At 73.0% G+C, this 24,349-nt stretch carries 19 protein-coding genes and 1 rRNA gene; 17 read left to right on the plus strand and 3 right to left on the minus strand.

The annotated features are described in order from the left end of the window. The 3 genes from rrf to ACH4U7_RS37275 all read left to right on the plus strand — a co-directional run. Positions 1 to 92 (plus strand): 5S ribosomal RNA (gene rrf / locus ACH4U7_RS37265); the annotation flags it as partial. Between the two features lie 323 nt (positions 93 to 415). Further along, the gene (locus ACH4U7_RS37270) at positions 416 to 1,402 is read left to right on the plus strand and encodes a hypothetical protein (protein WP_398532202.1); all 987 of its coding nucleotides are present in this window, start codon (positions 416 to 418) and stop codon (positions 1,400 to 1,402) included. 23 nt (positions 1,403 to 1,425) lie between these two features. Further along, complete coding sequence (locus ACH4U7_RS37275; RefSeq protein WP_398532414.1) at positions 1,426 to 2,280, plus strand: hypothetical protein; 855 nt, start codon at positions 1,426 to 1,428, stop codon at positions 2,278 to 2,280. Between the two features lie 74 nt (positions 2,281 to 2,354). Here the strand turns inward: ACH4U7_RS37275 and ACH4U7_RS37280 are convergent, their stop codons facing one another. Then, positions 2,355 to 3,689, minus strand: coding sequence for a DUF1015 domain-containing protein (locus ACH4U7_RS37280; protein ID WP_398532203.1), 1,335 nt, complete (start codon positions 3,687 to 3,689; stop codon positions 2,355 to 2,357). A 79-nt stretch (positions 3,690 to 3,768) separates the two neighbouring features. Here ACH4U7_RS37280 and ACH4U7_RS37285 point away from each other — a divergent pair, with 79 nt between their 5' ends. The 4 genes from ACH4U7_RS37285 (at position 3,769) to ACH4U7_RS37300 (ending at position 8,073) form a co-directional block, all read left to right on the plus strand. Beyond that, positions 3,769 to 4,824, plus strand: coding sequence for an HAD-IIA family hydrolase (locus ACH4U7_RS37285; protein ID WP_398532204.1), 1,056 nt, complete (start codon positions 3,769 to 3,771; stop codon positions 4,822 to 4,824). A gap of 88 nt (positions 4,825 to 4,912) precedes the next feature. Then, complete coding sequence (locus tag ACH4U7_RS37290) at positions 4,913 to 5,962, plus strand: FecCD family ABC transporter permease (RefSeq protein WP_398532205.1); 1,050 nt, start codon at positions 4,913 to 4,915, stop codon at positions 5,960 to 5,962. Further along, a complete protein-coding gene (locus ACH4U7_RS37295; protein WP_398532206.1) occupies positions 5,959 to 7,044 on the plus strand; it encodes a FecCD family ABC transporter permease in 1,086 nt (361 codons plus the stop codon). The genes ACH4U7_RS37290 and ACH4U7_RS37295 overlap by 4 nt, the downstream gene beginning before the upstream one ends. A gap of 66 nt (positions 7,045 to 7,110) precedes the next feature. Then, positions 7,111 to 8,073, plus strand: a complete 963-nt coding sequence (locus tag ACH4U7_RS37300) for an ABC transporter ATP-binding protein (RefSeq protein ID WP_398532415.1) — start codon at positions 7,111 to 7,113, stop codon at positions 8,071 to 8,073. Here the strand turns inward: ACH4U7_RS37300 and ACH4U7_RS37305 are convergent. Beyond that, a complete protein-coding gene (locus ACH4U7_RS37305) occupies positions 8,021 to 8,368 on the minus strand; it encodes a sterol-binding protein (RefSeq protein ID WP_089513330.1) in 348 nt (115 codons plus the stop codon). The two genes, ACH4U7_RS37300 and ACH4U7_RS37305, sit on opposite strands and share 53 nt — an antisense overlap. Before the next feature lie 65 nt (positions 8,369 to 8,433). On the opposite strand from ACH4U7_RS37305, the gene ACH4U7_RS37310 reads away from it, so the two are divergent. The 6 genes from ACH4U7_RS37310 (at position 8,434) to ACH4U7_RS37335 (ending at position 15,619) form a co-directional block, all read left to right on the plus strand. After that, complete coding sequence (locus ACH4U7_RS37310) at positions 8,434 to 8,823, plus strand: hypothetical protein (protein ID WP_398532207.1); 390 nt, start codon at positions 8,434 to 8,436, stop codon at positions 8,821 to 8,823. A 148-nt stretch (positions 8,824 to 8,971) separates the two neighbouring features. Next, the gene (locus tag ACH4U7_RS37315; protein ID WP_398532416.1) at positions 8,972 to 9,841 is read left to right on the plus strand and encodes a TlyA family RNA methyltransferase; all 870 of its coding nucleotides are present in this window, start codon (positions 8,972 to 8,974) and stop codon (positions 9,839 to 9,841) included. Next, entirely contained in the window at positions 9,838 to 10,767 is a 930-nt protein-coding gene (locus tag ACH4U7_RS37320) for an NAD kinase (RefSeq protein WP_089513324.1), read from the plus strand. Before ACH4U7_RS37315 ends, ACH4U7_RS37320 begins: the two co-directional genes overlap by 4 nt. Before the next feature lie 335 nt (positions 10,768 to 11,102). After that, positions 11,103 to 12,854 (plus strand): DNA repair protein RecN, encoded by a 1,752-nt coding sequence (gene recN / locus ACH4U7_RS37325; protein WP_398532208.1) that lies wholly within the window; start codon positions 11,103 to 11,105, stop codon positions 12,852 to 12,854. 294 nt (positions 12,855 to 13,148) lie between these two features. Next, positions 13,149 to 14,276, plus strand: coding sequence for a glycosyltransferase family 4 protein (locus ACH4U7_RS37330; protein WP_398532417.1), 1,128 nt, complete (start codon positions 13,149 to 13,151; stop codon positions 14,274 to 14,276). 161 nt (positions 14,277 to 14,437) lie between these two features. Further along, positions 14,438 to 15,619 (plus strand): glycoside hydrolase family 64 protein, encoded by a 1,182-nt coding sequence (locus ACH4U7_RS37335; RefSeq protein WP_398532209.1) that lies wholly within the window; start codon positions 14,438 to 14,440, stop codon positions 15,617 to 15,619. 109 nt (positions 15,620 to 15,728) lie between these two features. Here the strand turns inward: ACH4U7_RS37335 and ACH4U7_RS37340 are convergent, their stop codons facing one another. Further along, complete coding sequence (locus ACH4U7_RS37340; protein ID WP_398532210.1) at positions 15,729 to 17,531, minus strand: glycoside hydrolase family 15 protein; 1,803 nt, start codon at positions 17,529 to 17,531, stop codon at positions 15,729 to 15,731. A 456-nt stretch (positions 17,532 to 17,987) separates the two neighbouring features. On the opposite strand from ACH4U7_RS37340, the gene ACH4U7_RS37345 reads away from it, so the two are divergent. From ACH4U7_RS37345 to ald, 4 genes are all read left to right on the plus strand, one after another. Beyond that, on the plus strand, positions 17,988 to 19,766 hold the full coding sequence (locus ACH4U7_RS37345) for a CTP synthase (RefSeq protein WP_398532211.1): 1,779 nt from the start codon (positions 17,988 to 17,990) through the stop codon (positions 19,764 to 19,766). 98 nt (positions 19,767 to 19,864) lie between these two features. Beyond that, complete coding sequence (locus ACH4U7_RS37350; protein ID WP_398532212.1) at positions 19,865 to 20,491, plus strand: NUDIX domain-containing protein; 627 nt, start codon at positions 19,865 to 19,867, stop codon at positions 20,489 to 20,491. Between the two features lie 189 nt (positions 20,492 to 20,680). Next, on the plus strand, positions 20,681 to 22,948 hold the full coding sequence (locus ACH4U7_RS37355; RefSeq protein WP_398532213.1) for a tetratricopeptide repeat protein: 2,268 nt from the start codon (positions 20,681 to 20,683) through the stop codon (positions 22,946 to 22,948). A gap of 177 nt (positions 22,949 to 23,125) precedes the next feature. Beyond that, positions 23,126 to 24,241 (plus strand): alanine dehydrogenase, encoded by a 1,116-nt coding sequence (gene ald, locus ACH4U7_RS37360; protein WP_398532418.1) that lies wholly within the window; start codon positions 23,126 to 23,128, stop codon positions 24,239 to 24,241. Positions 24,242 to 24,349 lie beyond the last annotated feature (108 nt).

A 24,349-nucleotide genomic window follows, 5' to 3' on the forward strand; every position in this document is an offset into this window, starting at 1 on the left:
CGCCCGGTTACATTCCGAACCCGGAAGCTAAGCCTTTCAGCGCCGATGGTACTGCAGGGGGGACCCTGTGGGAGAGTAGGACGCCGCCGAACAATCTTTGGAGGACCCCTGGTCCCAGCGTTCATGCTGGGACCAGGGGTCCTTTTGTTTTTACTGAAACGCGTTGGCGAGGCCGATGCGCGAGAATGGCTGCAGTACCTCAAGACAGGAGTCACGTCGATGTCCACCAACTCCCCCGACGATCGGCCGAACCGGGAGCCGCGGCGCCGGGACGGCGGTGATCGGCGCGACTTCCGTGAGTCCGGACCGCGACGCGACGGTGATCGTGGCGGGTTCCGGCAGGGGCGGGACGACCGCCCGTACCGTCCGCGGCGTGATGACGACCGCGGTGGGTTCCGTCGGGATGATGACCGCGGTGGCCACCGGCGCGACGACGACCGTGGCGGCTACCGCCGCGATGACGATCGTGGTGGTTACCGGCGCGACGACCGGCGCGACGACCGCCGTGGTGAGCGCCGTGATGACCGGCCGCGTGGGCCGCGCCGTGACGATGACCATGGTGGCCGGCCCGGAGGGTATGTGCGTCGGGACGACCGCGGTGGCCGGCCCGGTGGTGGGTTCGACCGGCGTGACGACCGTGGCGGTTTCCGGCGCGACGACCGGCGTGACGACCGCCGCGACGACCGCCGCGATGATCGTCGTGACGACCGGCGTGATGACCGCCCCCGCGGGCCCCGGCGCGATGACCGTGACGGTGGCTACCGCCAGGGTGGGTTCCGTCGTGACCGGGACCGCGATGACCGGCCGGGGTTCCGGCGCGATGACGACCGTGGCGGCTACCGCCGCGATGACGACCGCGGTGGGTTCCGCCGGGACGACGACCGTGGTGGGTTCCGGCGCGACGACGATCGTGGTGGCTACCGCCGCGACGATCGTCGTGATGACCGCAGGGATGACCGGCGCCGTGACGACCGGCGGGATGACCGGCGGGATGACCGGCCTTCGTACCGCCGGGACGACGACCGTGGCGGTTTCCGTCGTGGTGAGCGCCGTGATGACCGGCCTCGTGGGCCGCGTCGCGACGACCGGGACCGTGGTGGCCGCGTCGGTGGGTATGAGCGCCGTGACGATCGGCGTGATGATCGCCGTGACGACCGTCGTGACGACAGGCCCCGAGCCCCGCGCCGGGACGACCGCGAGGGCGGTTACCGGGGCCGTGACGACCGCGGGCCGCGTCGGCCGTATGGCGGTGGGCAGGGCCGTGGGCGCGACGAGCGTCCCGGCGGTGGCTACAAGCGCCGTGACGACCGGTCCGGTGGCTACGGTCGCCGGGACGAGCGCCCCCGTGACCGCGACCGTGACCGCGAGCCGGTCAAGCGGCTGCCGATCCCCGAGGATGTGACCGGGGACGAGATCGACAAGAGTGTGCGGCAGGAGCTCATGAGCCTGCCGAAGACGCTCGCCGACGACGTGGCGAAGAACCTCGTCATGGTCGCCAAGCTGCTGGACGACGAGCCCGAGCGGGCGTACGAGTACTCGCGCGTCGCGCTGCGGCTCGCCTCCCGCGTCGCGGCCGTGCGCGAGGCGGCGGGCTTCGCCTCGTACGGCGTCGCGAAGTACGCGGAGGCGCTGGCGGAGTTCCGCGCGGCGCGGCGGATGACCGGCAGCGCGGACCTGTGGCCCGTGATGGCCGACTGCGAGCGCGGTATGGGCCGCCCGGAGCGGGCGCTGGCGATGGCCGGTGAGCCCGAGGTGCAGAAGCTGGACCGGGCCGGGCAGGTCGAGATGCGGCTGGTCGCGGCGGGTGCCCGGCGCGATATGGGGCAGACGGACGCCGCCGTGGTGACGCTGCAGAGCCCCGAGCTGGCCTCCCAGTCCGTACAGCCGTGGACCGCGCGGCTGCGCTACGCGTATGCCGACGCGCTGCTGGCCGTCGGGCGTGAGGACGAGGCCCGGGAGTGGTTCGCGAAGGCCCTGGAGGCTGATCAGGGCGGGACCACGGACGCCTCCGACCGGCTTGCGGAGCTGGACGGTGTGGAGTTCGTGGACGCGCTCGCCCCCGAGGAGCCTGAGGACGAGCCGGAGCCCGAGCCCGAGCGGGAGCCCGAGCGGGAGCCCGAGCCCGAGCCCGAGGTCGAGGTCGAGGACGAGCCGGAGCTGGTCGAGGACGAGTCGGATGTTGAGGACGAGCCCGCGGGCGAGCCCGAGGCATCAGCCGAGTCGGACGACCTCGAGTCGGACGACCTGAAGAAGGAAGTTGACGAGGGCGACGGTCGCTGACGGCCGCAGACAGCGAGAGACAGTGAGGGCGGAACCCCGGGCCAGGGGTTCCGCCCTTTCTCGTCAGCTTCTCGTCAGCCGAGCGCGAGACTCCGCAGGACCAGCCCGGACGCCGGCTTCGGCCCGAAGGAGGTCGACTTGTGCGGCATGGGGATCCCCTCCCGGGCCAGGTCGTGGACGACCCCCTCCCGCACCGGGTGCATCAGCACCGCCGTACCGCCGTGCCGCTCCGCCTGTTCCACGGCCGCCGCCGCGTCATGGATGTAGCCGATGTGGCTTGGAGTGTCAGGGACCTCCCAGATGTGCTCGAGCAGCACGGAGTGCAGGACCGTCGCGTCGAGGGTGCGCCATGCCTCCGGCCGGTCGGCGGGGATCGTACGGGCCAGGAGCGCCGGATCGGGGCGGTCCAGGAGGAGGAAGCCGCCGTGCCCGGCGAGGAGGAAGGCGTTGCCGGCCCCCGGCTCGTCGGCGGCCTTCGCGAGCGTGGCCAGCGCCTGCGGGAGCGGACCGTCGACCGGCCGTACACGGAAGGCTGCGCTCCCCGAGCCGGGCGGGCCAGGAGGCGTACGGTGCGCGTCCGGGGCGCCCAGGGCGGCCAGTGCTTCGGCCGGGGACAGCTGGTGCAGCAGCCGGTGGATGGCCCTGACCCGCAGCGGGTATCGGGCGGTGTCGACGAGCAGGACCAGGCCGAAGTCCCAGGGGCCGGGCTCCGTCCGCTCCTCGCGCAGCCGCAGGTAGGTGGCCCAGCGGTGGTGCCCGTCGGCGATGAGGGCCTGCCGGTGGCGCAGGTCGGCGGCGATCTGTGCGAGGTCGGCGGGGTCGGTCACCCGCCACAGGTGGTGGCTGAAGCCGTCCTCGGTGGGCGTGGAGAGCAACGGGCGGCCCTGGACGGCGCGTTCGAGGACGGCCGCCGCGCCGGTCACCGAGCCGTCGCTGCGGTAGGCGAGGAGCAGCGGCTCCAGGTTGGCGTCCGTGGCGCGCATCAGGGCGGCGCGGTCCTCGACCACATGCGGCATGACCTCCTCGTGCGGGAGGACCACACCCTCCTCGCGCGGGCTCAGCCGCAGGGCGCCGATGATCCCACGCTGGAGCACATGGCCGTCGCGCTGCTCGTAGACGTAGAGCGCGGGCTCGGGGTCGGGGGCGAGTATCCCGTCGGCCTGCCAGCGGCGCAGCGTCTCGGCGGCCTGCCGGTGGCGGTCGGCGGGGGTGTCGGCCTGGGGGAGGATGAGGCGGACGATGTTGTACGGGTCCGCCGTCTCGAGCGCACGCAGACCCTCGGGGCGCACCACGACGTCGTACGGAGGCGAGGTCACGGCGGCCAGGCTGCCGACCCGCTCCGCGACATAGCGCAATCCCCGGAACGGGGCGAGCTGCAGACCTTGCCCGACAGGCCCTGGAGTGCTCATCAGTGAATGCTATGCCGTTCGACGCGATGAGCGATGATCGGGGGACAGACGCACATGTATGCGAGGAGCGTGTCCCCCGATGAATCCCCCCGTGACCCAGAACGTCCGGACCCGGCCCGCGGCCAGCGAACGGCCGCTGAGCGCGGCGTACGACACCGCCCTGCTGGACCTCGACGGGGTGGTGTACGCGGGCGGCGAGGCCGTTGAGCACGCGGTGGAGTCGCTGGGCACCGTGCGGGGCGGCGGGATGCGGCTGGCGTATGTGACCAACAACGCCCTGCGCACGCCGGAGGCGGTGGCGGAGCATCTGACCCGGCTCGGGGTGCCCGCGCAGCCCGAGGACGTGATCACCTCGGCGCAGGCGGTGGCCCGGCTGATCGCCGAGCAGGTCCCGGCCGGGGCCAGGGTGCTGGCGATCGGCGGCGAGGGGCTGCGGGTGGCGCTGCGCGAGCGGGGCCTGGTGCCGGTGGATTCGGCGGACGACGACCCGGCGGCGGTGGTCCAGGGGTACGGCGGGCCCGAGATGCCCTGGGGGCGGCTGGCGGAGGCCGGGTACGCGGTGGGGCGCGGCGTGCCGTGGTACGCCTCCAACGGGGATCTGACGATTCCGAGCGGGCGGGGCATCGCGCCGGGCAATGGCGCGGCGGTGGAGGTCGTACGCATCGTCACGGGCCGCTCCCCGCAGATCGCCGGGAAGCCGCTGCCCCCGATGCACCGGGAGACGATCCTGCGGACCGGCGCGGAGCGGCCGCTGGTGGTCGGGGACCGGATGGACACCGATATCGAGGGCGCGCATGCGGGCGGCGTCGACTCGCTGCTGGTCCTGACCGGGGTGACCACCCCCGCGCAGCTGCTGGCCGCCGAGCCCGAGCACCGGCCGACGTATGTGGACCGTGACTTGCGGGGCCTGCTGACGCCCCAGGCGGCGGTGGAGCCTGCCGGGGCGGGGGACGACGGCGGCTTTCGGTGCGGGGGCTGGCTGGCTCGGGTGCGCCAGGGCGCACTGGTGCTGGAGGGGGACGGCGGCGACCCGATGGACGGGCTGCGGGCGCTGTGCGCGGCGGCGTGGACCGAGGCCGGGGACGGGGCTTGCGCCGCGGATGCGGGGAAGGCGCTGGCGCGGCTGGGGTTGTGACGAACCCGCCCCTCCCGAGGCGTGACAAGAAAGGTTAGGTTAACCTAACCTCAATTGTGGTCGGCCTTGCTGCGAGGTGGAGTTCCGCGTGACCCTGCTCAGTCCGGCGAGAGCCGGGACCGAAACAGCGACCGCGCCACCCCGGCGGCAGGCCGCGCGCCGCGCGGTCGGGCTCGTCGCCTCCCTGGGGGTCCTGCTGGTGGTCGTGGCCGCCAGCGTCGCGATCGGTGCCAAGCCGACTCCGCTCGGCGACGTGTGGCACGGGCTGTTCCACTACAGCGGCAGCGACACCGATGTGGTGGTCCGGGATGTGCGGGTGCCGCGTACCGTGCTCGGGCTGCTGGTGGGCGCCGCGCTCGGGCTCGCGGGCGCGGTGATCCAGGCGCTCACCCGCAACCCGCTGGCAGACCCGGGGCTGCTCGGGCTGAACGCGGGCGCGTCCGCCGCCGTCGTCACGGCCATCAGCTTTCTCGGCGTCACCTCCCTGACCGGCTATGTGTGGTTCGCCTTCCTCGGTACTGCCGTCGCGTCCGTGCTCGTCTTCGCGCTCGGCGGCAGCCGAGAGGCCACGCCAGTGCGGCTGGCGCTCGCCGGTACGGCCGTGTACGCGGCGCTCTACGGCTATCTCAACGCCGTTGAGCTGCTGGACACGGCCGCCCTGGACAAGATGCGCTTCTGGACGGTCGGTTCGCTCGCCTCCGCGAACATGACGGTCGTCAAGCAGGTCGCGCCGTTCATCGCAGTCGGCGTGGTCCTCGCCCTGGCGCTCGGCCGGGCGCTGAACGCCGTGGCGCTCGGCGACGACACGGCGCGCGCCCTCGGCACCAACCTCACCCGCACCCGCGCGCTCGCCATGGCCGCCGTCACCCTGCTGTGCGGGGCCGCGACGGCCGCCTGCGGGCCGATCGCGTTCGTCGGCCTGATGGTGCCGCATGTCGTACGGGCGCTCACCGGGCCCGATCTGCGCTGGATCCTGCCGTACGCCGCGGTGCTCTCGCCGGTGCTGCTGCTGGGCGCCGATGTGATCGGCCGGGTCGTGTCGCGGCCCTCGGAGCTGCAGGCCGGGGTCGTCACCACGCTCATCGGCGGGCCCGTCTTCATCTACCTCGTCCGGCGCCGAAGGATGGCCCAGCTGTGAACGCGAGCGCGAGCGACAAGGTCGAGGTCGGGAACGGCGGCGAAAGGGCGCGCGGGGCCACGCTGCGGACCCGGGGCGGGCTCTCGGTCCGGGTGGACATCCGCGCGGCGCTGACAGGGCTGCTGCTGGCCGCCGTGGCGCTGACCATGAGCGTGGTGCTGATCGGCACCGGCGACTTCTCGATCCCGCCCGGCGACGTCGTACGCACCCTCTTCGGCGGCGGCACCCCGATCGAGCACTTCATCGTCAACGAGGTGCGGCTGCCGCGCGTCCTGGTCGGGCTGCTCGTCGGCGCGGCCCTGGGCCTGGCGGGCGCATTGTTCCAGAGCGTGTCCCGCAATCCGCTGGGCAGCCCCGACGTGGTCGGCTTCGGGCAGGGATCGGCGGCCGGGGCGCTCACCGTCCTCGTGCTGTTCAAGGGCGACCCCAACCAGGTCGCGGCCGGGGCCGTCGCCGGCGGCCTGCTGACCGGGCTCGGCGTGTACGCGCTGGCCTGGCGGCGGGGCGTACACGGCTACCGGCTGGTGCTGGTGGGCATCGGCGCGTCCTCGACGCTCACCGCCGTCAACGGCTATCTGCTCACCCAGGGCCATCAGGAGGACGCGGCGCGCGCCATGGTGTGGCTGACCGGCTCGCTGAACGGACGGGACTGGGCGCAGGTCTGGCCGCTGGCCTGCACCTGCGCGGTGCTGGTGCCGGTGGTGCTCGGGCACGCCCGGGGCCTGCGGATGCTGGAGATGGGCGACGACAGCGCGTACGCCCTCGGGGTGCGGGTCGAGCGGACGCGGCTGGTGCTGGTCCTCTCGGCCGTCCTGCTGACCGCGGTCGCCACGTCCGCCGCCGGGCCCGTGGCCTTCGTCGCACTCGTCGCGCCACAGCTGGCCCGCAGGCTCACCCGCGCGACCGGGCCCAACCTGGTCCCCGCGGCCCTGATGGGCGCGGCCCTGCTGATCAGCGCCGACTGGTCCGCGCAGCGGCTCTTCGGGGCGGACCAACTGCCGGTGGGGGTGGTCACCGGGGTGCTGGGCGGCTGTTATCTGCTGGGGCTGTTGATCACCGAGCGCCGGGCGGGGCGGATATGACGAGGGACGGTGCGGATGTGACGAGGCGACGTGGACGGTAGGGACGGCAACGACGGTATGGGTGATATGAGCGGCGTCAGTGGAATAGGCGGTACAGGCGGTAAGGGTGCCCGGTCGCAGCGGCTGACCGCCGAAGGGCTCACCCTCGCCTACGACCGGCGCACGGTGGCCGAGGGCCTGACCGTCGCCATCCCCGACCACTCCTTCACGGTGATCGTCGGGCCCAACGCCTGCGGCAAGTCCACCCTGCTGCGCGCGCTGTCCCGGATGCTCAAGCCGACCGCCGGGTCGGTGTTGCTGGACGGGCAGGCGATCGGCTCTATGCCCGCCAAGAAGGTCGCCCGCACCCTCGGGCTGCTGCCGCAGTCCTCGATCGCGCCGGACGGCATCACCGTCGCGGACCTGGTCGCCCGCGGCCGCTATCCGCACCAGGGGCTGCTGCGGCAGTGGTCGGAGACGGACGAGCGGATTGTCGGCGAGTCGATGGCGGCGACCGGCGTGGCCGAGCTCGCGGATCGCTATGTCGACGAATTGTCCGGTGGTCAGCGGCAGCGGGTGTGGATCGCCATGGCCATCGCCCAGCAGACCCCGCTGCTGCTTCTCGACGAGCCGACCACCTACCTGGACATCCAGCACCAGATCGATGTGCTCAACCTGTGCGCGCAGCTCCACGAGGAGCAGGGCCGCACCCTCGTCGCCGTCCTCCACGACCTCAACCACGCCGCCCGCTACGCCACCCACCTGATGGCGATGCGCGGCGGGGAGGTCGTCGCCGAGGGCGCGCCCGGGGAGGTGGTGACGGCCGAGCTGGTGGAGCGGGTCTTCGGGCTGCGCTGCCAGGTGATCGACGACCCCGAGACCGGCACCCCGCTGGTGGTGCCCGCCGCCCGGCGATCCCGTACGCGGGCGGAAGCGGTGCCCGCGAAGGCTACGGCCCCGGGCGGGACGGAGGCGCCCGCGACGGAGATGGCCGCGGCTACAGCAGCTTCCGCAGCCGCAGAAGATCGCGGAAGCCGGCCTCCAGCTTGACCCGGCCGCTGCCCCAGGCGCGCGCGAAGTGCAGCTCGCCGTCGACCAGGGCCACCAGGTCGTCACCGGACATCGTCAGCCGGATCTCGGCGCGCTCGGCGGGCGGGCCGGGCACGGCCGTCACGTCCTCTATGCGGCCATCGGTGAGACGTCCGAAGAAGGTGATGTCGAGGTCGGTGATACGGCAGCTCACCGAGCGATCGAGCGCGGCGGCGCTGCGGAGGTCCCCGTTCGCGCCCGCCAGGTTCTCCGCCAGCTTGTCGAGTGCGCTGCGGCACTCCTCCATGGTCGCCATCGCGACAGACGGTACCCCAGGTCCCGTACGTCGGAGAATGTGTGGTTCGCGGTAGCGTCGAGACCATGAGTGAGCCGATCGAGGGTGCGCGGCCCGGGCCGGAGCCTGATCCCGGGGTGGCAGCCGCCGAGGCGGCGGCCGCGGAGTCCATGGCCGCGCCGACGGCGGGGCCGTCTTCCGAACCGTCTTCGGAGGCTCCCTCGGGGCCTTCTTCGGAGCTTTCCGCGGAGTCGGCGCGTCCGGCGGATCCCGCGCCGCTCGGCGTCACCCGTACGCCCACCGGCGTCGCCGAGATCGACGCGCAGCTGGACCGGCTGGCCGACGCCGACCACCTCGCCGCGAGCGGCCATCTGGAGGTGTACGAGGATGTGCACCGGGGCCTGCGCGACGTGCTGACCGCTCTGGACCGGCGGCCCGGCCCGCCGGCCCCCGCACCGCCGGTGCCGGCCTCGTAGGCCGGCCCCGCCTTCGTAAGACGACCGACCCCGCCTTCGTAAGACGACCCCGCCTCGTAAGACGACCCGTCCCGTAGCCGACCCTCCTCCCCGTAGACGACCTCGTCTCGTATGACGACAGACGACAGGAGCTGAACCACCCGTGGCTGTGACCCGCCCACGACGCGCACGACTCGACGCGGAGCTGGTGCGCCGCGAGCTGGCCCGCTCGCGCGAGCACGCCAGCCAGCTGATCGCCGCGGGCCGGGTGACCGTCGGCGGGCAGGTCGCGACCAAGCCCGCCACCCAGGTGGAGACCAGCGCGGCGCTCGTGGTCAGGGCGGACGACAGCGACCCGGACTACGTCTCGCGCGGCGGGCACAAGCTCGCTGGCGCGCTGCTGGCCTTCAGCGAGGAGTACCGCCAGGGCGCGGGCGCGGGCGTCGTCACAGATGGCACGGCGAGCGGCGGCGGTCTGAAGGTCGCGGGGCGGCGCGCCCTGGACGCGGGGGCGTCCACCGGAGGCTTCACCGATGTCCTGCTGCGCGCCGGCGCCGCCCATGTCCTCGCCGTCGACGTCGGATACGGACAACTCGCGTGGTCCTTGCAGAGCGATGAACGCGTGACCGTCATGGACCGTACGAATGTACGTGAATTGACGCTCGAGCAGATCGGCGGTGACCCCGTGGACCTGGTCGTCGGTGACCTGTCCTTCATCCCTCTGGGGCTGGTGCTGCCCGCCCTGGTGCGCTGTGCCGCGCCCGGGGCCGACCTGGTGCTGATGGTCAAGCCCCAGTTCGAGGTCGGCAAGGAGCGGCTGGGCAGCGGCGGGGTGGTCCGTAGCGCGCGGCTGCGTGCCGAGGCCGTCCGTACGGTCGCGGAGCAGGCGGCGGGTCTTGGGCTTGGAGTCCTGGGGGTCACCGCGAGCCCGTTGCCCGGCCCGGCCGGCAACGTCGAGTACTTTCTGTGGATGCGCGCCGGGGCGCCGGCACTTGACCCGGCCGATGTCGACCGTGCAGTGGCGGAGGGGCCCAGTTGACCACTTCAGAAGCTTCAGCAGCAGCCTCGGCAGCAGCGGAGCGCACCGTATTCCTGCTGGCACACACCGGCCGCCCCGCGGCCATCCGCAGTGCCGAGCTGGTCGTCCAAGGACTGCTGCGCTGCGGCATCGGGGTGCGGGTGCTGGCCGCGGAGGCCGCGGACCTGCCGCTTCCGGCCGCGGTCGAGCTGGTCGACGCGGGCGCGGACGTCCTGGACGGCTGCGAGCTGCTGATCGTCCTCGGCGGTGACGGCACGCTGCTGCGCGGCGCGGAGTTCTCGCGGATCTCCGGGGTGCCGATGCTCGGCGTCAACCTGGGCCGGGTCGGCTTCCTGGCCGAGGCCGAGCGGGACGACCTGGACAAGGTCGTGGACCGGGTCGTGACCCGCAGCTACGAGGTCGAAGAGCGGATGACCATCGATGTGCTGGTCCGCACCGACGGGCAGATCGTGCACACCGACTGGGCGCTGAACGAGGCGTCGGTCGAGAAGGCCGCGCGCGAACGCCTGCTGGAGGTCGTCACCGAGGTCGACGGCCGCCCCGTCTCCCGCTTCGGCGGCGACGGCGTCGTCTGCGCGACCCCGACCGGCTCGACGGCGTACGCCTTCTCGGCAGGCGGGCCTGTGGTGTGGCCCGAGGTCGAGGCGCTGCTGATGGTCCCCATCAGCGCGCACGCCCTCTTCGCCAAGCCGCTGGTCACCTCGCCGCGCTCGGTGCTCGCCGTGGAGGTGCAGCCGCAGACCCCGCACGGGGTGCTGTGGTGCGACGGGCGGCGCACCGTCGAACTGCCCGCGGGCGCGCGGGTGGAGGTGCGGCGGGGGGCGGTGCCGGTGCGGCTGGCGCGGCTGCACCACGCGTCGTTCACGGACCGGCTGGTGGCGAAGTTCGCCCTCCCGGTCGCGGGCTGGCGCGGCGCGCCGCACTAGGGTCTGTCGTCAAGGGGGGCGTCCGGCCGCGAGCGGCGTCTGGTGCAGGGGGCACCTCCCAGCGGTGGCTGGGGGAGGATCGCAAGGCGGAGCGTCGCCCTCGTACTGGGCGCTGCGGTCGATATGCCGCTGACGCGGCGTGGCCGGGCGGTGCGACAACGCGGCGAGGCGCCGCCCGCCGCGGTAGCGGCTGATGTCACTGCGGCGTCGGGAGCAGGGCGCCCCCTTTGACGACAGGCCCTACCCCCCCCGACGGGGCGCCGGGGGCGGGCTCAGCCCGGACCGGGCGCCCCACAGAGGGAACCCGCCGTCGCATCGAGGCCGCGAAACCTCGTATGGTCGTGGGCGTGCTGGAGGAGATGCGGATACGTGCGCTGGGCGTCATCGACGACGCCGTCGTCGAACTGTCGCCCGGCTTCACCGCGGTGACCGGTGAGACCGGAGCGGGTAAGACCATGGTCGTCACCAGTCTCGGCCTGCTGCTGGGCGGGCGGGCCGACGCGGCCCTGGTGCGGATCGGCGCCAAGGCGGCGGTCGTCGAGGGCCGGATCACCGTCGACGGGCGGTCGACGGTGGCCGTCCGGGCCGAGGAGGCGGGCGCCGAACTCGACGACGGCGCGCTGCTGATCAGCCGTACGGTCTCCGCCGAAGGCCGTTCCCGCGCCCATGTGGGCGGCCGCTCGGTGCCCGTGGGGCTGCTGGGCGAGCTGGCGGACGACCTGGTGGCCGTGCACGGCCAGACCGATCAGCAGGGGCTGCTCCGCCCTGCCCGGCAGCGGCAGGCCCTGGACCGGTACGCGGGAGCCGCGGTCGCCGGGCCGCTGGAGAAGTACGGGGCCGCCTACCGGCGGCTGCGTGCGGTCGCGGCCGAGCTGGACGAGCTGACCACCCGGGCGCGGGAGCGGGCGCAGGAGGCCGATCTGCTGCGCTTCGGCCTCGAGGAGATCGCCGCGGCCGAACCGCTGCCCGGCGAGGACACCGAGCTCGCCGCCGAGGCGGAGCGCCTGGGCCACGCCGAAGCCCTCGCCTCCGCCGCCACCGCCGCGCACGCCGCGCTGGCCGGGCACCCGGAGGACCCCGAGGGCGTGGACGCGGCCAGCCTGGTCGCGGGCGCGCACCGGGCGCTGGAGGGCGTGCGCTCCCACGATCCGAAGCTCGCCGCCCTCGCCGACCGGATCGCCGAGGTCGGCATCCTGATGTCCGATGTGGCCGGTGAGCTCGCGGGCTACGCGGACGATCTGGACGCCGATCCGCGGCGGCTGGCGGTCGTCGAGGAGCGCCGGGCCGCGCTGTCCCATCTGACCCGTAAGTACGGCCAGGGCATCGCGGATGTGCTGGCCTGGGCGGAGCAGGGCGCGGCGCGGCTGGCCGAACTGGACGGCGACGACGACCGTATCGGCGAGCTGACCGCCGAGCGCGACGCGCTCCGCGCCGAACTGGGCGAACTCGCGCAGGCGCTCACCGACGCCCGTACGGAGGCGGCGGCGCGCTTCGCCGACGCGGTCACCGCGGAGCTGGCCTCGCTTGCGATGCCACACGCCCGGGTGACCTTCGCGATCAGCCAGAGCGAGGCCGCGGAGGAGACGGCGGGCATCGAGGTGGGCGGCCGTGCGGTGCTGTTCGGGCCGCATGGAGCCGACGAGGTCGAGCTGCTGCTCGCCCCCCACCCGGGCGCCCCGCCCCGGCCGATCGCCAAGGGGGCGTCCGGCGGTGAGCTGTCCCGGGTGATGCTCGCGGTGGAGGTGGTCTTCGCGGGCTCCGACCCCGTGCCGACTTATCTCTTCGACGAGGTGGACCAGGGCGTCGGCGGCAAGGCGGCGGTCGAGGTCGGCCGACGGCTGGCCAAGCTCGCCCAGACCGCGCAGGTCGTGGTCGTCACCCATCTGCCCCAGGTCGCGGCCTTCGCCGACCGGCACTTGGTGGTGGAGAAGACCAACGACGGGGCGGTCACGCGCAGCGGTGTGAAGGCGATGGAGGGCGAGGACCGGGTACGGGAGCTGTCGCGCATGCTGGCGGGCCAGGAGGACTCCGAACTCGCCCGCGCCCACGCGGAAGAGCTTCTGGAGACGGCGCGGGCGACGCGCTGACTGTCGGTCGCGGGTCCGCCGCCGCCGTGGACCGGTGGCCGTGAGCCCGGGCCGGGCCGCCCGGGCCGCCCGGGCCGCAGCGGCCCTAGGGCGTTCCGGTGTTCGGTGCTGTCCTCCGTACGGGTGAATCCGCGGACGTACGGGCGAGCCGACGGCGGGCCCGGTGCGGGGCCGTGGCGGTGGGGGCGGCCTGAAGACTGGCATCCTGGGCGGAGCGCACCCGTACCGCCGCGCGCCGACGACCCCACGCCCGAACGCCGTCCTCTCAGGAGCCCTTCCCGCGTGAGCAGCACCGTGAGCAGCACACCGGCCCCGCCGCACGGGAATCCGCACGGGCAGCCGCCCCTGCACGCCCTCCAAGTGCTCGGCGGCGGCAGTTCCGGCAGCGGGGTGCATGTCCGGTCGCTGACGGCCGGGTTGGTGGCGCGCGGGCTGCGGGTGACGGTGTGCGGGCCGTGGCGGTCGGAGCGGGGGTACGGGTTCACTCAGGCGGGCGCGTGGTTCGCCGGACTGGACGCCCGTACGAACGCGGGGGCCGTCGCGACGCTGCGGGCGGCCGGCGCCGGGGCGGGTCTGGTGCATGCGCACGGGCTGCGGTCCGGGCTGCTGGCCGTGCTGGCGCTGCACGGCCGGGGCGTGCCGCTGATCGTCACCTGGCACAGCAAACCGCATGCCGAGGGCGCCCGAGCTCAAGCCGTACGCCTCATAGAGCGCAGGGTGGCGCGCCATGCCGCGATCGTGCTGGGCGCGTCGTCGGATCTGGTGGAGCGGGCTCGTGCGCGAGGGGCTCGCGATGCCCGGCTCGCGCCGGTCGCGGTGCCCGCGCCGCGCTCCACGCCGCCCAGGGAGGACGGGTGGCGGCAGAAGGCACGGGCCGAACTGGGCGCCGTGGAGCGGCCGTTGCTGCTCGCGGTGGGGCGGCTGGTGCTGGACCGGGGCTTCGGGCCGCTGCTGGACGCGGCCCGGGTGTGGCGTGCGCTGGACCCCCAGCCGCTGCTGGCGGTCGCGGGGGAGGGGCCGGACCGGGCGGCGCTGCAGCGCAGGATCGACGCGGAGGGGCTGCCGGTGCGGCTGCTCGGCCGCCGGGACGATGTGCCCGCGCTGCTGGCCGCCGCCGATGTCGCGGTGCTCTCCAGCCGGTGGGAGGCGCGGTCGCTGCTGGCGCAGGAGGCGTTGCACGCGGGCGTGCCGCTGGTGGCCACGGCGGTCGGCGGGGTGCCGGAGCTGGTGGGGGAGGCGGCCGAACTGGTGCCGTACGGGGCGCCGGAGGACCTGGCGGGCGCGGTGATCCGGCTGCTCGCGGATCCGGTGCGCCGGGTGGAGCTGGCCGCGGCGGGGCGGGCGCGGACCGCGGGCTGGCCGACGGAGGACGACACGGTCGCCCATGTCCTCAGCATCTACGACGAATTGGTCCAGACCTAATCTGATCCAAGTCGGCCCAAGTCCTTGACGCAGGGGGCGGCCGATGGGCAGGGTGCTGGGCTAGGAGCGGGAGAGAGCGCTCTCACGGAGACGGTTCCCGTCACCCCCCACCCCTCTCCAACATCCCGGCAAATCCCCCACAACGCCGAGGAGTAGATGTCATGAGCAGGATGAAGAACGGGACGATCAGCCGCAGGACGCTGCTCGGCGGCCTCGCCGCCGCTGCCGCCGCAGGTTCGGGCCTCACCCTCGCGGGCGGCCGGGCCAATGGCGCGGAGCGCGCCGCCACGATGCCGCTGACGGTCGTCAACAACACAGGTCAGTTCGGCAATTCATCGATATGGATCTACATCGTCGGCAATGAGGGCGGTCGTCAGGTCCGCGTCACCCCGGACGGCAAGGTCGCGCCCATCGCGCTGTCCGACAACGGACCGGACGGCTGGACCGACTACGCCATCCCGCTCACCGCGAGCGGGGACACCAAACTGACCCTGCCCAACATGTCCGGCCGGATCTATGTCGCCCTCGGCTCCAAGCTCAAGTTCAAGGCGGTCACCGACGGCGCGGGCAACGCGGCCCTGCAGTACCCGGCGGGCTGGGTGTCCAGCGACCCCAACTACAACATCCTGCACGACTGCGCGGAGTTCACCTTCAACTCCGCCGGGATGTTCTGCAACACCACCATGGTCGACATGTTCAGCGTCCCGCTGTCGATCCGCCTCACCGGGGCCAAGGACCAGACCACCGGCACGCTCAAGAGCGGCGCCCGCGCCAAGGTCTTCTCCGACCTCGCCGCGGTCGACGCCTTCGCGCCCCTGGTCCTCGGCGACAAGCTGAGGGTCATCGCCCCGGGACACGGCCTCGACGCCGGGCTGTTCGGCAAGGACTACCTCGCCGCCTATATCGACGACGTCTGGGCGGCCTACGCCGCGAAGGACCTGAAGGTCACCACCAACGCGGGCACTTTCACCGGCCGGGTGAGCGGCGGGCGGCTGTCCTTCACCGGCCCCGCCTCCGTGGCCTTCAACAAGCCCTCCACCAGGGACGTGCTCTTCTGTGACGGTGCGCTCGCCGCGCCCAACGACGGGACCACGGGCCCGGTCGCGGCCATCCTCGGCGCGGGCTTCAACCGCACCACCCTGCACAACACACCCGCCCAGCCGACCACCGACCCGGCCGCCTTCTACACCCCGCAGGTCACCAACCACTACGCCAAGGCCATGCACGCGGCGACCGCGGACGGCAAGGCGTACGGCTTCGCCTTCGACGACGTCGCCGACTTCGCGTCGTACATCCAGGACACCGCCCCGACGGGCGTCACGCTGACCCTGACCGCCTTCTGAACGCGAAAACGCGTAAACGCGTCACAGGAGCCCGGGCCGTATGAGCCCGGGCTCCTGCGTCTTCCTGTGTCTTCCTGTGACTTCGGCCGGTGTGACCGGGCCTGCCGGGCTACCCTCCGTACGCCCCGGACGCGGTCAGCCGCAGCGCCGTGTCGATCAGCGGCACATGGCTGAAGGCCTGCGGGAAGTTGCCCACCTGCCGCTGGAGGCGCGGGTCCCACTCCTCCGCCAGCAGCCCCAGGTCGTTGCGGAGCGAGAGCAGCTTCTCGAAGAGCTTGCGCGCCTCGTCGACCCGGCCGATCATCGCCAGGTCGTCGGCGAGCCAGAACGAGCAGGCCAGGAAGGCCCCTTCGTCGCCCTCGAGACCGTCCACGCCCGCGTCCTCGCCGGCCGTCGGGTAGCGCAGCACAAAGCCGTCGGTGGTCGACAGCTCGCGCTGGATGGCCTCGATGGTCCCGATGACCCGTTTGTCGTCCGGCGGCAGAAAGCCCATCTGCGGGATCAGCAGCAGCGAGGCGTCCAGCTCCCGCGAGCCGTAGGACTGGGTGAAGGTGTTGCGCTCGGGGTCGTAGCCCTTCTCGCACACATCCCGGTGGATCTCGTCGCGCAGCTCGCGCCAGCGCTCCAACGGCCCGTCCACGTCGCCCGATTCGATGAGCTTGACGGTGCGGTCCACCGCGACCCAGGCCATCACCTTGGAGTGCACGAAGTGCCGGCGCGGTCCGCGCACCTCCCAGATGCCCTCGTCCGGCTCGTCCCAGTGCTCCTCGAGGTAGCGGATCAGCTTGAGCTGCAGGATGCTCGCGTAGTCGTTGCGGGCCAGGCCGGTCATATGCGCCAGGTGCAGCGCCTCGGTGACCTCTCCGTACACATCCAGCTGGAGCTGCCCGGCCGCGCCGTTGCCGACCCGGACCGGCTGGGAGCCCTCGTAGCCGGGGAGCCAGGGCAGCTCGGCCTCGCCCAGCTCGCGCTCACCCGCGATGCCGTACATGATCTGGAGGTTCTCCGGGTCGCCCGCGACCGCGCGCAGCAGCCACTCGCGCCAGGCGCGCGCCTCCTCGCGGTAGCCGGTGCGCAGCAGCGAGGACAGGGTGATCGCCGCGTCCCGCAGCCAGGTGTAGCGGTAGTCCCAGTTCCGGACGCCGCCGATCTCCTCGGGCAGCGAGGTGGTGGGCGCGGCGACGATGCCGCCGGTGGGGGCGTAGGTGAGCGCCTTGAGGGTGATCAGCGAGCGGACCACCGCGTCCCGGTAGGGGCCGTGGTACGTGCAGTGCTCGACCCATTCGCGCCAGAAGACCTCGGTCGCCTCGAGCGCGCCCTCCGGGTCGGGGAGCGCGGGCGGCTCCTTGTGGGAGGGCTGCCAGCTGATGGTGAAGGCGATCCGGTCGCCGGGGGCGACGGTGAAGTCCGAGTAGGTCGTCAGGTCCTTGCCGTAGGTGTCGATCTCGGTGTCCAGCCACACCGAATCGGGTCCGGCGACCGCGACCGTCCGCCCGTCGATCTTGTGCACCCACGGCACGACCCAGCCGTACGAGAAGCGCATCCGCAGCGCCGAGCGCATCGGCACCCGGCCGCTCACGCCCTCGACGATCCGCACCAGCTGAGGGGCCCCGTCACGGGGCGGCATGAAGTCGATCACGCGGACCGTGCCGCGCGGGGTGTCCCATTCCGATTCGAGGACCAGCGAGTCGCCGCGGTAGCGGCGGCGGTCGGCGGCCGCGGGAGTGGCGCCCGCGGCCTGCGCGGGCCCCAGGTGCCAGAAGCCATGCTCTTCGGTGCCCAGCAGCCCGGCGAAGACGGCATGCGAATCGAAGCGCGGCAGACAAAGCCAGTCGACCGTGCCATCTCTGCAGACCAGGGCGGCGGTCTGCATATCCCCGATCAGTGCGTAATCCTCGATACGCCCGGCCACGTACTATCCCCATTCGAACGGCCGCGGTGCCCCGGAAGGCTATTGTCCACGGTCTTGGAAGTTCTCGACGAGCGCTTGTTCCGGGGACGTGCTGGTGGTCCCTTGCCGGCCGGCTCGCAGCATTGCGTCCGAGCAGGATACGACGGAGAACAGTGATCCGCTTGAGTCGTCCCACATCGTGGCTTGGACCCGGCGGCCGATCGGGTGGCCAGGTCACGCATGGTGTTCGAGCGGTAGCGGATCCGTACCCCCGGCGGCCGCGGGATGCTCCCCGGCTCGCCCGGCTTCTCCCGGGAGGCGCACCCTGCCCAGCCGTAGCCGGGGGAGGGCACTGATACCCTGGTAGCCCGTGGAGCGGTGGGCGCAAAACCCCCGAACCTCACCAACGGCGCCCCCGGAATACCGGGGCGGTCGCCGGACCCCGCACCCTCACCTCGCGACCACGGGAGCCCCGTTTTGGCCATTGCCGCTAAGCCCACGACGACCAAGCACATCTTCGTCACCGGGGGTGTCGCTTCCTCACTCGGCAAGGGCCTGACCGCCTCCAGCCTCGGTGCCCTGCTCAAGGCGCGCGGTCTGCGCGTGACGATGCAGAAGCTGGACCCGTACCTCAACGTGGACCCGGGCACCATGAACCCGTTCCAGCACGGCGAGGTGTTCGTCACCAACGACGGCGCCGAGACCGACCTGGACATCGGCCACTACGAGCGGTTCCTCGACGTCGACCTCGACGGCTCCGCCAACGTCACCACCGGCCAGGTCTACTCCACCGTGATCGCCAAGGAGCGGCGCGGCGAGTACCTGGGCGACACCGTGCAGGTCATCCCGCATATCACCAACGAGATCAAGCACCGTATCCGGCGGATGGCGACGGACGACGTGGACGTCGTGATCACCGAGGTCGGCGGCACCGTCGGCGACATCGAGTCGCTGCCTTTCCTGGAGTCCGTGCGCCAGGTCCGCCACGAGGTCGGCCGGGACAACGTCTTCGTCGTGCACATCTCCCTGCTGCCGTACATCGGCCCCTCCGGCGAGCTCAAGACCAAGCCCACCCAGCACTCGGTCGCCGCCCTGCGCAACATCGGTATCCAGCCCGACGCGATCGTGCTGCGCGCCGACCGTGAGGTCCCGACCTCCATCAAGCGCAAGGTCTCGCTGATGTGCGACGTCGACGAGGCGGCCGTGGTCGCCGCCATCGACGCCAAGTCGATCTACGACATCCCCAAGGTGCTGCACTCCGAGGGCCTGGACGCCTATGTGGTGCGCCGCCTCGACCTGCCCTTCCGGGATGTGGAGTGGACCCAGTGGGACGATCTGCTCAAGCGGGTCCACCAGCCCGACCACGAGGTCACCGTCGCCCTGGTCGGCAAGTACATCGACCTGCCCGACGCCTATCTGTCGGTCACCGAGGCGCTGCGCGCGGGCGGCTTCGCCAACAACGCCCGCGTCAAGATCAAGTGGGTGACCTCGGACGACTGCCGCACCGCCGCCGGTGCCCGGCAGCAGCTCGGCGACGTCGACGCGATCTGTGTCCCGGGCGGCTTCGGCGACCGCGGCGTCAACGGCAAGGTCGGCGCGATCACCTACGCCCGCGAGAACAAGATCCCGCTGCTGGGCCTCTGTCTGGGCCTGCAGTGCATCGTCATCGAGGCCTCGCGGAACCTGGCGGGCATCGAGGGCGCCAACTCCACCGAGTTCGAGCCCGCCACCAGCGACCCGGTCATCTCCACCATGGCCGAGCAGCTCGACATCGTCGCGGGCGAGGGCGATATGGGCGGCACGATGCGGCTGGGCATGTACCCGGCGAAGCTCGGCGAGGGCACCATCGTCCGCGAGGTCTACGGCGACCAGCCGTACGTCGAGGAGCGCCACCGCCACCGCTACGAGGTCAACAACGCCTACCGCGGAGAGCTGGAGAAGAAGGCCGGCCTGGTCTTCTCGGGCACCTCGCCCGACAACAAGCTGGTCGAGTACGTCGAGTACCCGCGCGAGGTGCACCCGTACCTGGTCGGCACCCAGGCCCACCCGGAGCTGCGCTCCCGGCCCACCCGCCCGCACCCGCTCTTCGCGGGCCTGGTGAAGGCCGCGGTGGCCCGGCAGTCGGGGGAGACGGGGCAGTCCGCGCAGTCGGGGCAGCCTGCGGCCGAGGCGGCCCCGGCGGCGCGGTCGGGCGCTCAGGCGGGCGCGGTGGCCGGACAGCCGGGCGCGGCGACCGGACAGCGCGCCAAGGCCTGAGGGATACGGTTGACCTGGGCGGGAGCGGTTTGTGCCGCCCCGCCCGGGCCCCGTTTCGGCTGCGGGCCGTTCGTTGACGAGAGGACGCTGAGTCGAGCATGCGCATCAAGGACACCCCCGAGGAGTGGCGGATCACCGCCACCACCACGCCGTTCACCGGCAACAAGACCGGCGTGCGCACCGACGAGGTCGTCATGCCCGACGGCTCCCGGACCACCCGCGACTACCAGGTCCACCCCGGGTCGGTCGCCATCCTCGCCCTCGACGGCGAAGGCCGCGTCATCGTGGTGCGCCAGTACCGCCACCCGGTGCGGCAGCGGCTGTGGGAGATCCCGGCCGGCCTCCTCGACATCCCCGGCGAGAACCCGCTGCACGCGGCGCAGCGCGAGCTGTACGAGGAGGCACACGTCAAGGCCGAGGACTGGCGGGTGCTGACCGACATCTACACCTCGCCGGGCGGCTCCGACGAGGCCGTACGGATCTTCCTGGCCCGGGGGGTCTCGGAGGCCGAGGGCGAGCGGTACGAGGGGGATCACGAGGAGGCGGACATGGAGCTCGCCCGTATCCCCCTCGACGAGCTGATCGCCGGCGTCCTCGCGGGCGAGCTGCACAACACCTGCCTGGTGGCCGGCGTCCTGGCGGCCCACGCCGCACAGACCGGCGCCGGCTTCGAGTCCCTGCGCCCGGCGGACGCCCCCTGGCCGGCCCGGCCCTTCGAGGCCTGAGGGCCCTCCCGCCGCAGGACGGCTCTTCACGGACCCCAAATCCGAACATCCGTGCATCCGATCAGGTGATTTTCTCCCCGCCGTATCGGCCGGGAGTGCCGAAGCGCTGACGCGCGGTGAACTACGCTCGGACTACCCGACCGCACCCGCGGCGGGCTCGTACGCGCAGGTGGACGGGGATGGGGCCCAGTGGCGGAGCAGGCGGTCGACACCGATGGGGGGCCGACCCCCCGGAAGCGGCTGCCGCCGCCTGCCGCCGAACCCCAGCCCCGTCCCGCGCCTGCCCTCGCGCCTCGTCGCGCCGCCGCCCCGCCGCCCCGGACCGTAGGGCGCGCGGAACCGTCTGCCGCGGACGGGCGCGCGGGATCTTCGGCCGAGGGCGCCGAGGGCCATGAACCCGGGCGCGCCGAACCCGTCGCCGGGCGCGCCGAGTCTCCCGCCAGGCCGCAGGACGACGCCGGCGGGCTGTGGAGCGGCGCGACGCGGGCCGTGTTGTTCGCGGCGGCGGCGTCCGTGGGGCGCGGCTTCGCGGGGCGGCGGCGCGAACTGCTGGCGCTGCGCGCCGATATCGACCGGGCCGGTCTGGACACCCTCGCCGGCCGCAAGGCCCCCCGCAGCCGGGTGCTGCTGATCGCGGGCCGCCCCGGTTCCGGCCGCACCGCGCTGGCCGAGGAGCTGGTGCGGCGGCTCGCCGACGACTACCCCGACGGGACCCTGCGCGCACGGCTGGCCACGTCCGGGGGCGATCCCGTACCCATCGAGCGGACCGCCCGCGAACTGCTGGCTGTGCTCGGGGTGTCCGTCCCGGCCGGGGCGGACGAGGACGAGCTCTGCGAGGCGCTGCGCGACGCCCTGGCGGGGAAGCGCGCGCTGCTGCTGTTCGACGACGCGACCGGCGCCGAGCAGGTGGACGCGTTACTGCCGGACGCCCCGGACAGCCTCGTCGTCGCCGTCTCGCGCGGCCCGCTGACGGGGGTGCCGGACGTACGGCCGTGCACGCTCGGCGGGCTCGATGTGAGCGCGGCCATCGGGCTGCTCGCGCAGTACGCCGGGACCACCCGTATCACCTGCGACCCGGTGGCCGCGCAGTCCCTGGTCGAGGAGTGCGGCGGCCAGCCCGCCGCGCTGGTGCTGGTCGGCGGCTGGCTCGCGGCGCGCCCCCAGGCGTCCGTCGCCGACGCGGTGCAGCGGCTGCGCGAACTGCCGCCGACCGCCGGTGACCAGGACCGGGGCGGGCGCCCGCTGGCCCGCGCCTTCCGGCTGGCGTACGAGGCGCTGCCGCCCGCAGCCGCACGGCTGCTGCGGCTGCTGGTGCTCGCGCCCGGCGGCTGGGCGGACGCCCAGATAGCGTCCGCGCTGGCCGGCTGCTCGGTGGCGGACGCCGAGGCCGCGCTGGAGGGGTTTGTCGCGCACGGGCTGCTGCGCCCGCTGGCCGAGCGCCGGTACCAGGTGCCCGGCTGCCTCGACCCGATGCTGCGGGCGGCGCTGCGGGCCACCGAGCGCCCGGCCGAGGTGCAGCTGGCCGGTGCCCGGATGCTGGAGCGGACCGTACGCCAGCTGCACGCCTGCCGTCTGGCCGCCCAGCCGCCGGGCTCGCCCGCCCGCAAGAAGCTGGCCGCGATGCCGAGGCCGCTGAGGTTCACCTCGTCCGGGGCAGCGTCGGTCTGGCTGGAGTCGCGGCTGCCGGTGCTGCTGGAGATCGCCCGGCTGGCCGTCGAGGACGGCGGGCTCGACACGCTGGCGCGCCGGCTGGTGGCCGGTCTGACGCATGCCCTCGGCGCCCACCGCAGCGCCGAGGAGGCCGCCCCGGAGCTGTACGGGCTGCACCGGCTGGTGCTCGATGTGGCCCGCCGCCGCGATCTGCCGGTGGAGGAGGCGGCGGCGCTGCTGAACCTGGGCGACCTGGACGCGCGGGCGGGCCGGGTGGAGGAGGCGCTGGTCCGCTACAAGCACGCGCTGGAGGCGGCCCGGGACGCGGGCGACCCGTACACCACGGGGCGTTCGCTGGAGTCCATCGGCGGCACGTACGAGGACCTGGGGGACTGGCACCGGGCGGCCGACTGGTACGGGCGGGCGCTTCAGCTGCGGCTGTCCCGCGGCGACCGGATCGGCGAGGCGCTGCTGTACGAGCGGCTGGGCACGGTCCAGGCCCGCACCGGCCAGTGGGGCGAGGCGCTGCGGGCCTGGCGGGCGGCGGGGGCCGCGTTCCGCCGGGCGGGCAATCCGCAGGGCGCGCTGCGGGCCGCGGACGCCCTGGACCGGCTCGGCGACCCGGCGGCCGCGGATGCGCACCGGCGCGCCGCGCGGCGGCTGGCGGCGCGACAACGGGGTGGCAGTGGGGTGGGGGGAGTACAGGGTGGCAGTGGGGTGGGGGAAGTACAGGGTGGCAGTGGGGTGGGGGAAGTACAGCGCGGGGGCGGCGGCGTGCGGACAGATGGAGCCGAAGAGGCAGAGTGACCTAAGAAAGGGGCAGCGGATCGGCAAAAGGTTGATGCAATGCAAGGCTAGACAGCGGGGCATCCTTCATTAGACTGGCTGTACCGCGATTGTTGCGGTCGTCTCCGGCATGCGGACGCATTCCGGTTTGTCTGCTTAAAACCCGGATATCCCTCAGATTCAAGGACCGTGATCGACGTGAAGGTCGGTATCCCCCGCGAGGTCAAGAACAACGAGTTCCGCGTGGCCATCACCCCCGCCGGTGTGCATGAGCTGGTCCGCGATGGCCATGAGGTCTTCCTGGAGCGGGGGGCCGGCGTCGGCTCCTCGATCACGGACGAGGAGTACACCGCCGCCGGTGCGAGCATCCTCGGCTCGGCCGACGACGTATGGGCCACCGCCGACCTGCTGCTGAAGGTCAAGGAGCCCGTCGCGGAGGAGTACCACCGGCTGCGCAAGGACCAGACCCTCTTCACCTACCTCCACCTGGCCGCCTCCCGCGAGTGCACGGACGCGCTGCTGGAGTCCGGCACCACCGCCATCGCCTACGAGACGGTCGAGACCGCGAACCGCGCGCTGCCGCTGCTCGCGCCGATGTCCGAGGTCGCGGGCCGGATCGCGCCGCAGGTCGGCGCGTACCACCTGATGCGGTCGGCGGGCGGGCGCGGGGTGCTGCCCGGCGGGGTGCCGGGCGTGGCCGCGGGCCGGGCCGTGGTCATCGGCGGCGGCGTCTCCGGCTGGAACGCCACGCAGATCGCCCTCGGCATGGGCTTCCACGTCACCCTGCTCGACAGGGACATCAACAAGCTGCGCGAGGCCGACAAGGTCTTCGGCAACCGGGTGCAGACCATCTCCTCCAACGCCTACGAGCTGGAGAAGGCCGTGCTCGCCGCCGACCTCGTCATCGGCGCGGTGCTCATCCCCGGCGCCAAGGCGCCCAAGCTGGTCACCAACGAGCTGGTCTCCCGGATGAAGCCCGGAAGTGTACTTGTCGACATCGCGATCGACCAGGGCGGCTGCTTCGAGGACTCCCGGCCCACCACCCACGCCGAGCCCACCTTCACGGTGCACGACTCGGTCTTCTACTGCGTGGCCAACATGCCGGGGGCGGTGCCCAACACCTCCACCCACGCGCTCACCAACGCCACGCTGCCGTACATCGTGGAGCTGGCCAACCGCGGCTGGCGGGACGCGCTGCGCCGGGACGCCGCGCTGGCCAGGGGGCTCAATGTCCATGAGGGCGAGGTCGTTTACGGTCCGGTCGCCGAGGCGCACGGTCTGTCGACCGTCGAACTGACCTCGCTGATCGGCTGAAACCGGCCGAGCGGTCAACGTCGACCGTCAACAACAGGTCAATAACGGGCATCCGGCCGGGTCTTGCCGTGAGGCGGGGTCCGGCCGTTGATGTGTCCGATACGACCC

Origin of the sequence: Streptomyces sp. NPDC020845 (assembly GCF_044334165.1) — a bacterium.
GTDB lineage: Bacteria > Actinomycetota > Actinomycetes > Streptomycetales > Streptomycetaceae > Streptomyces.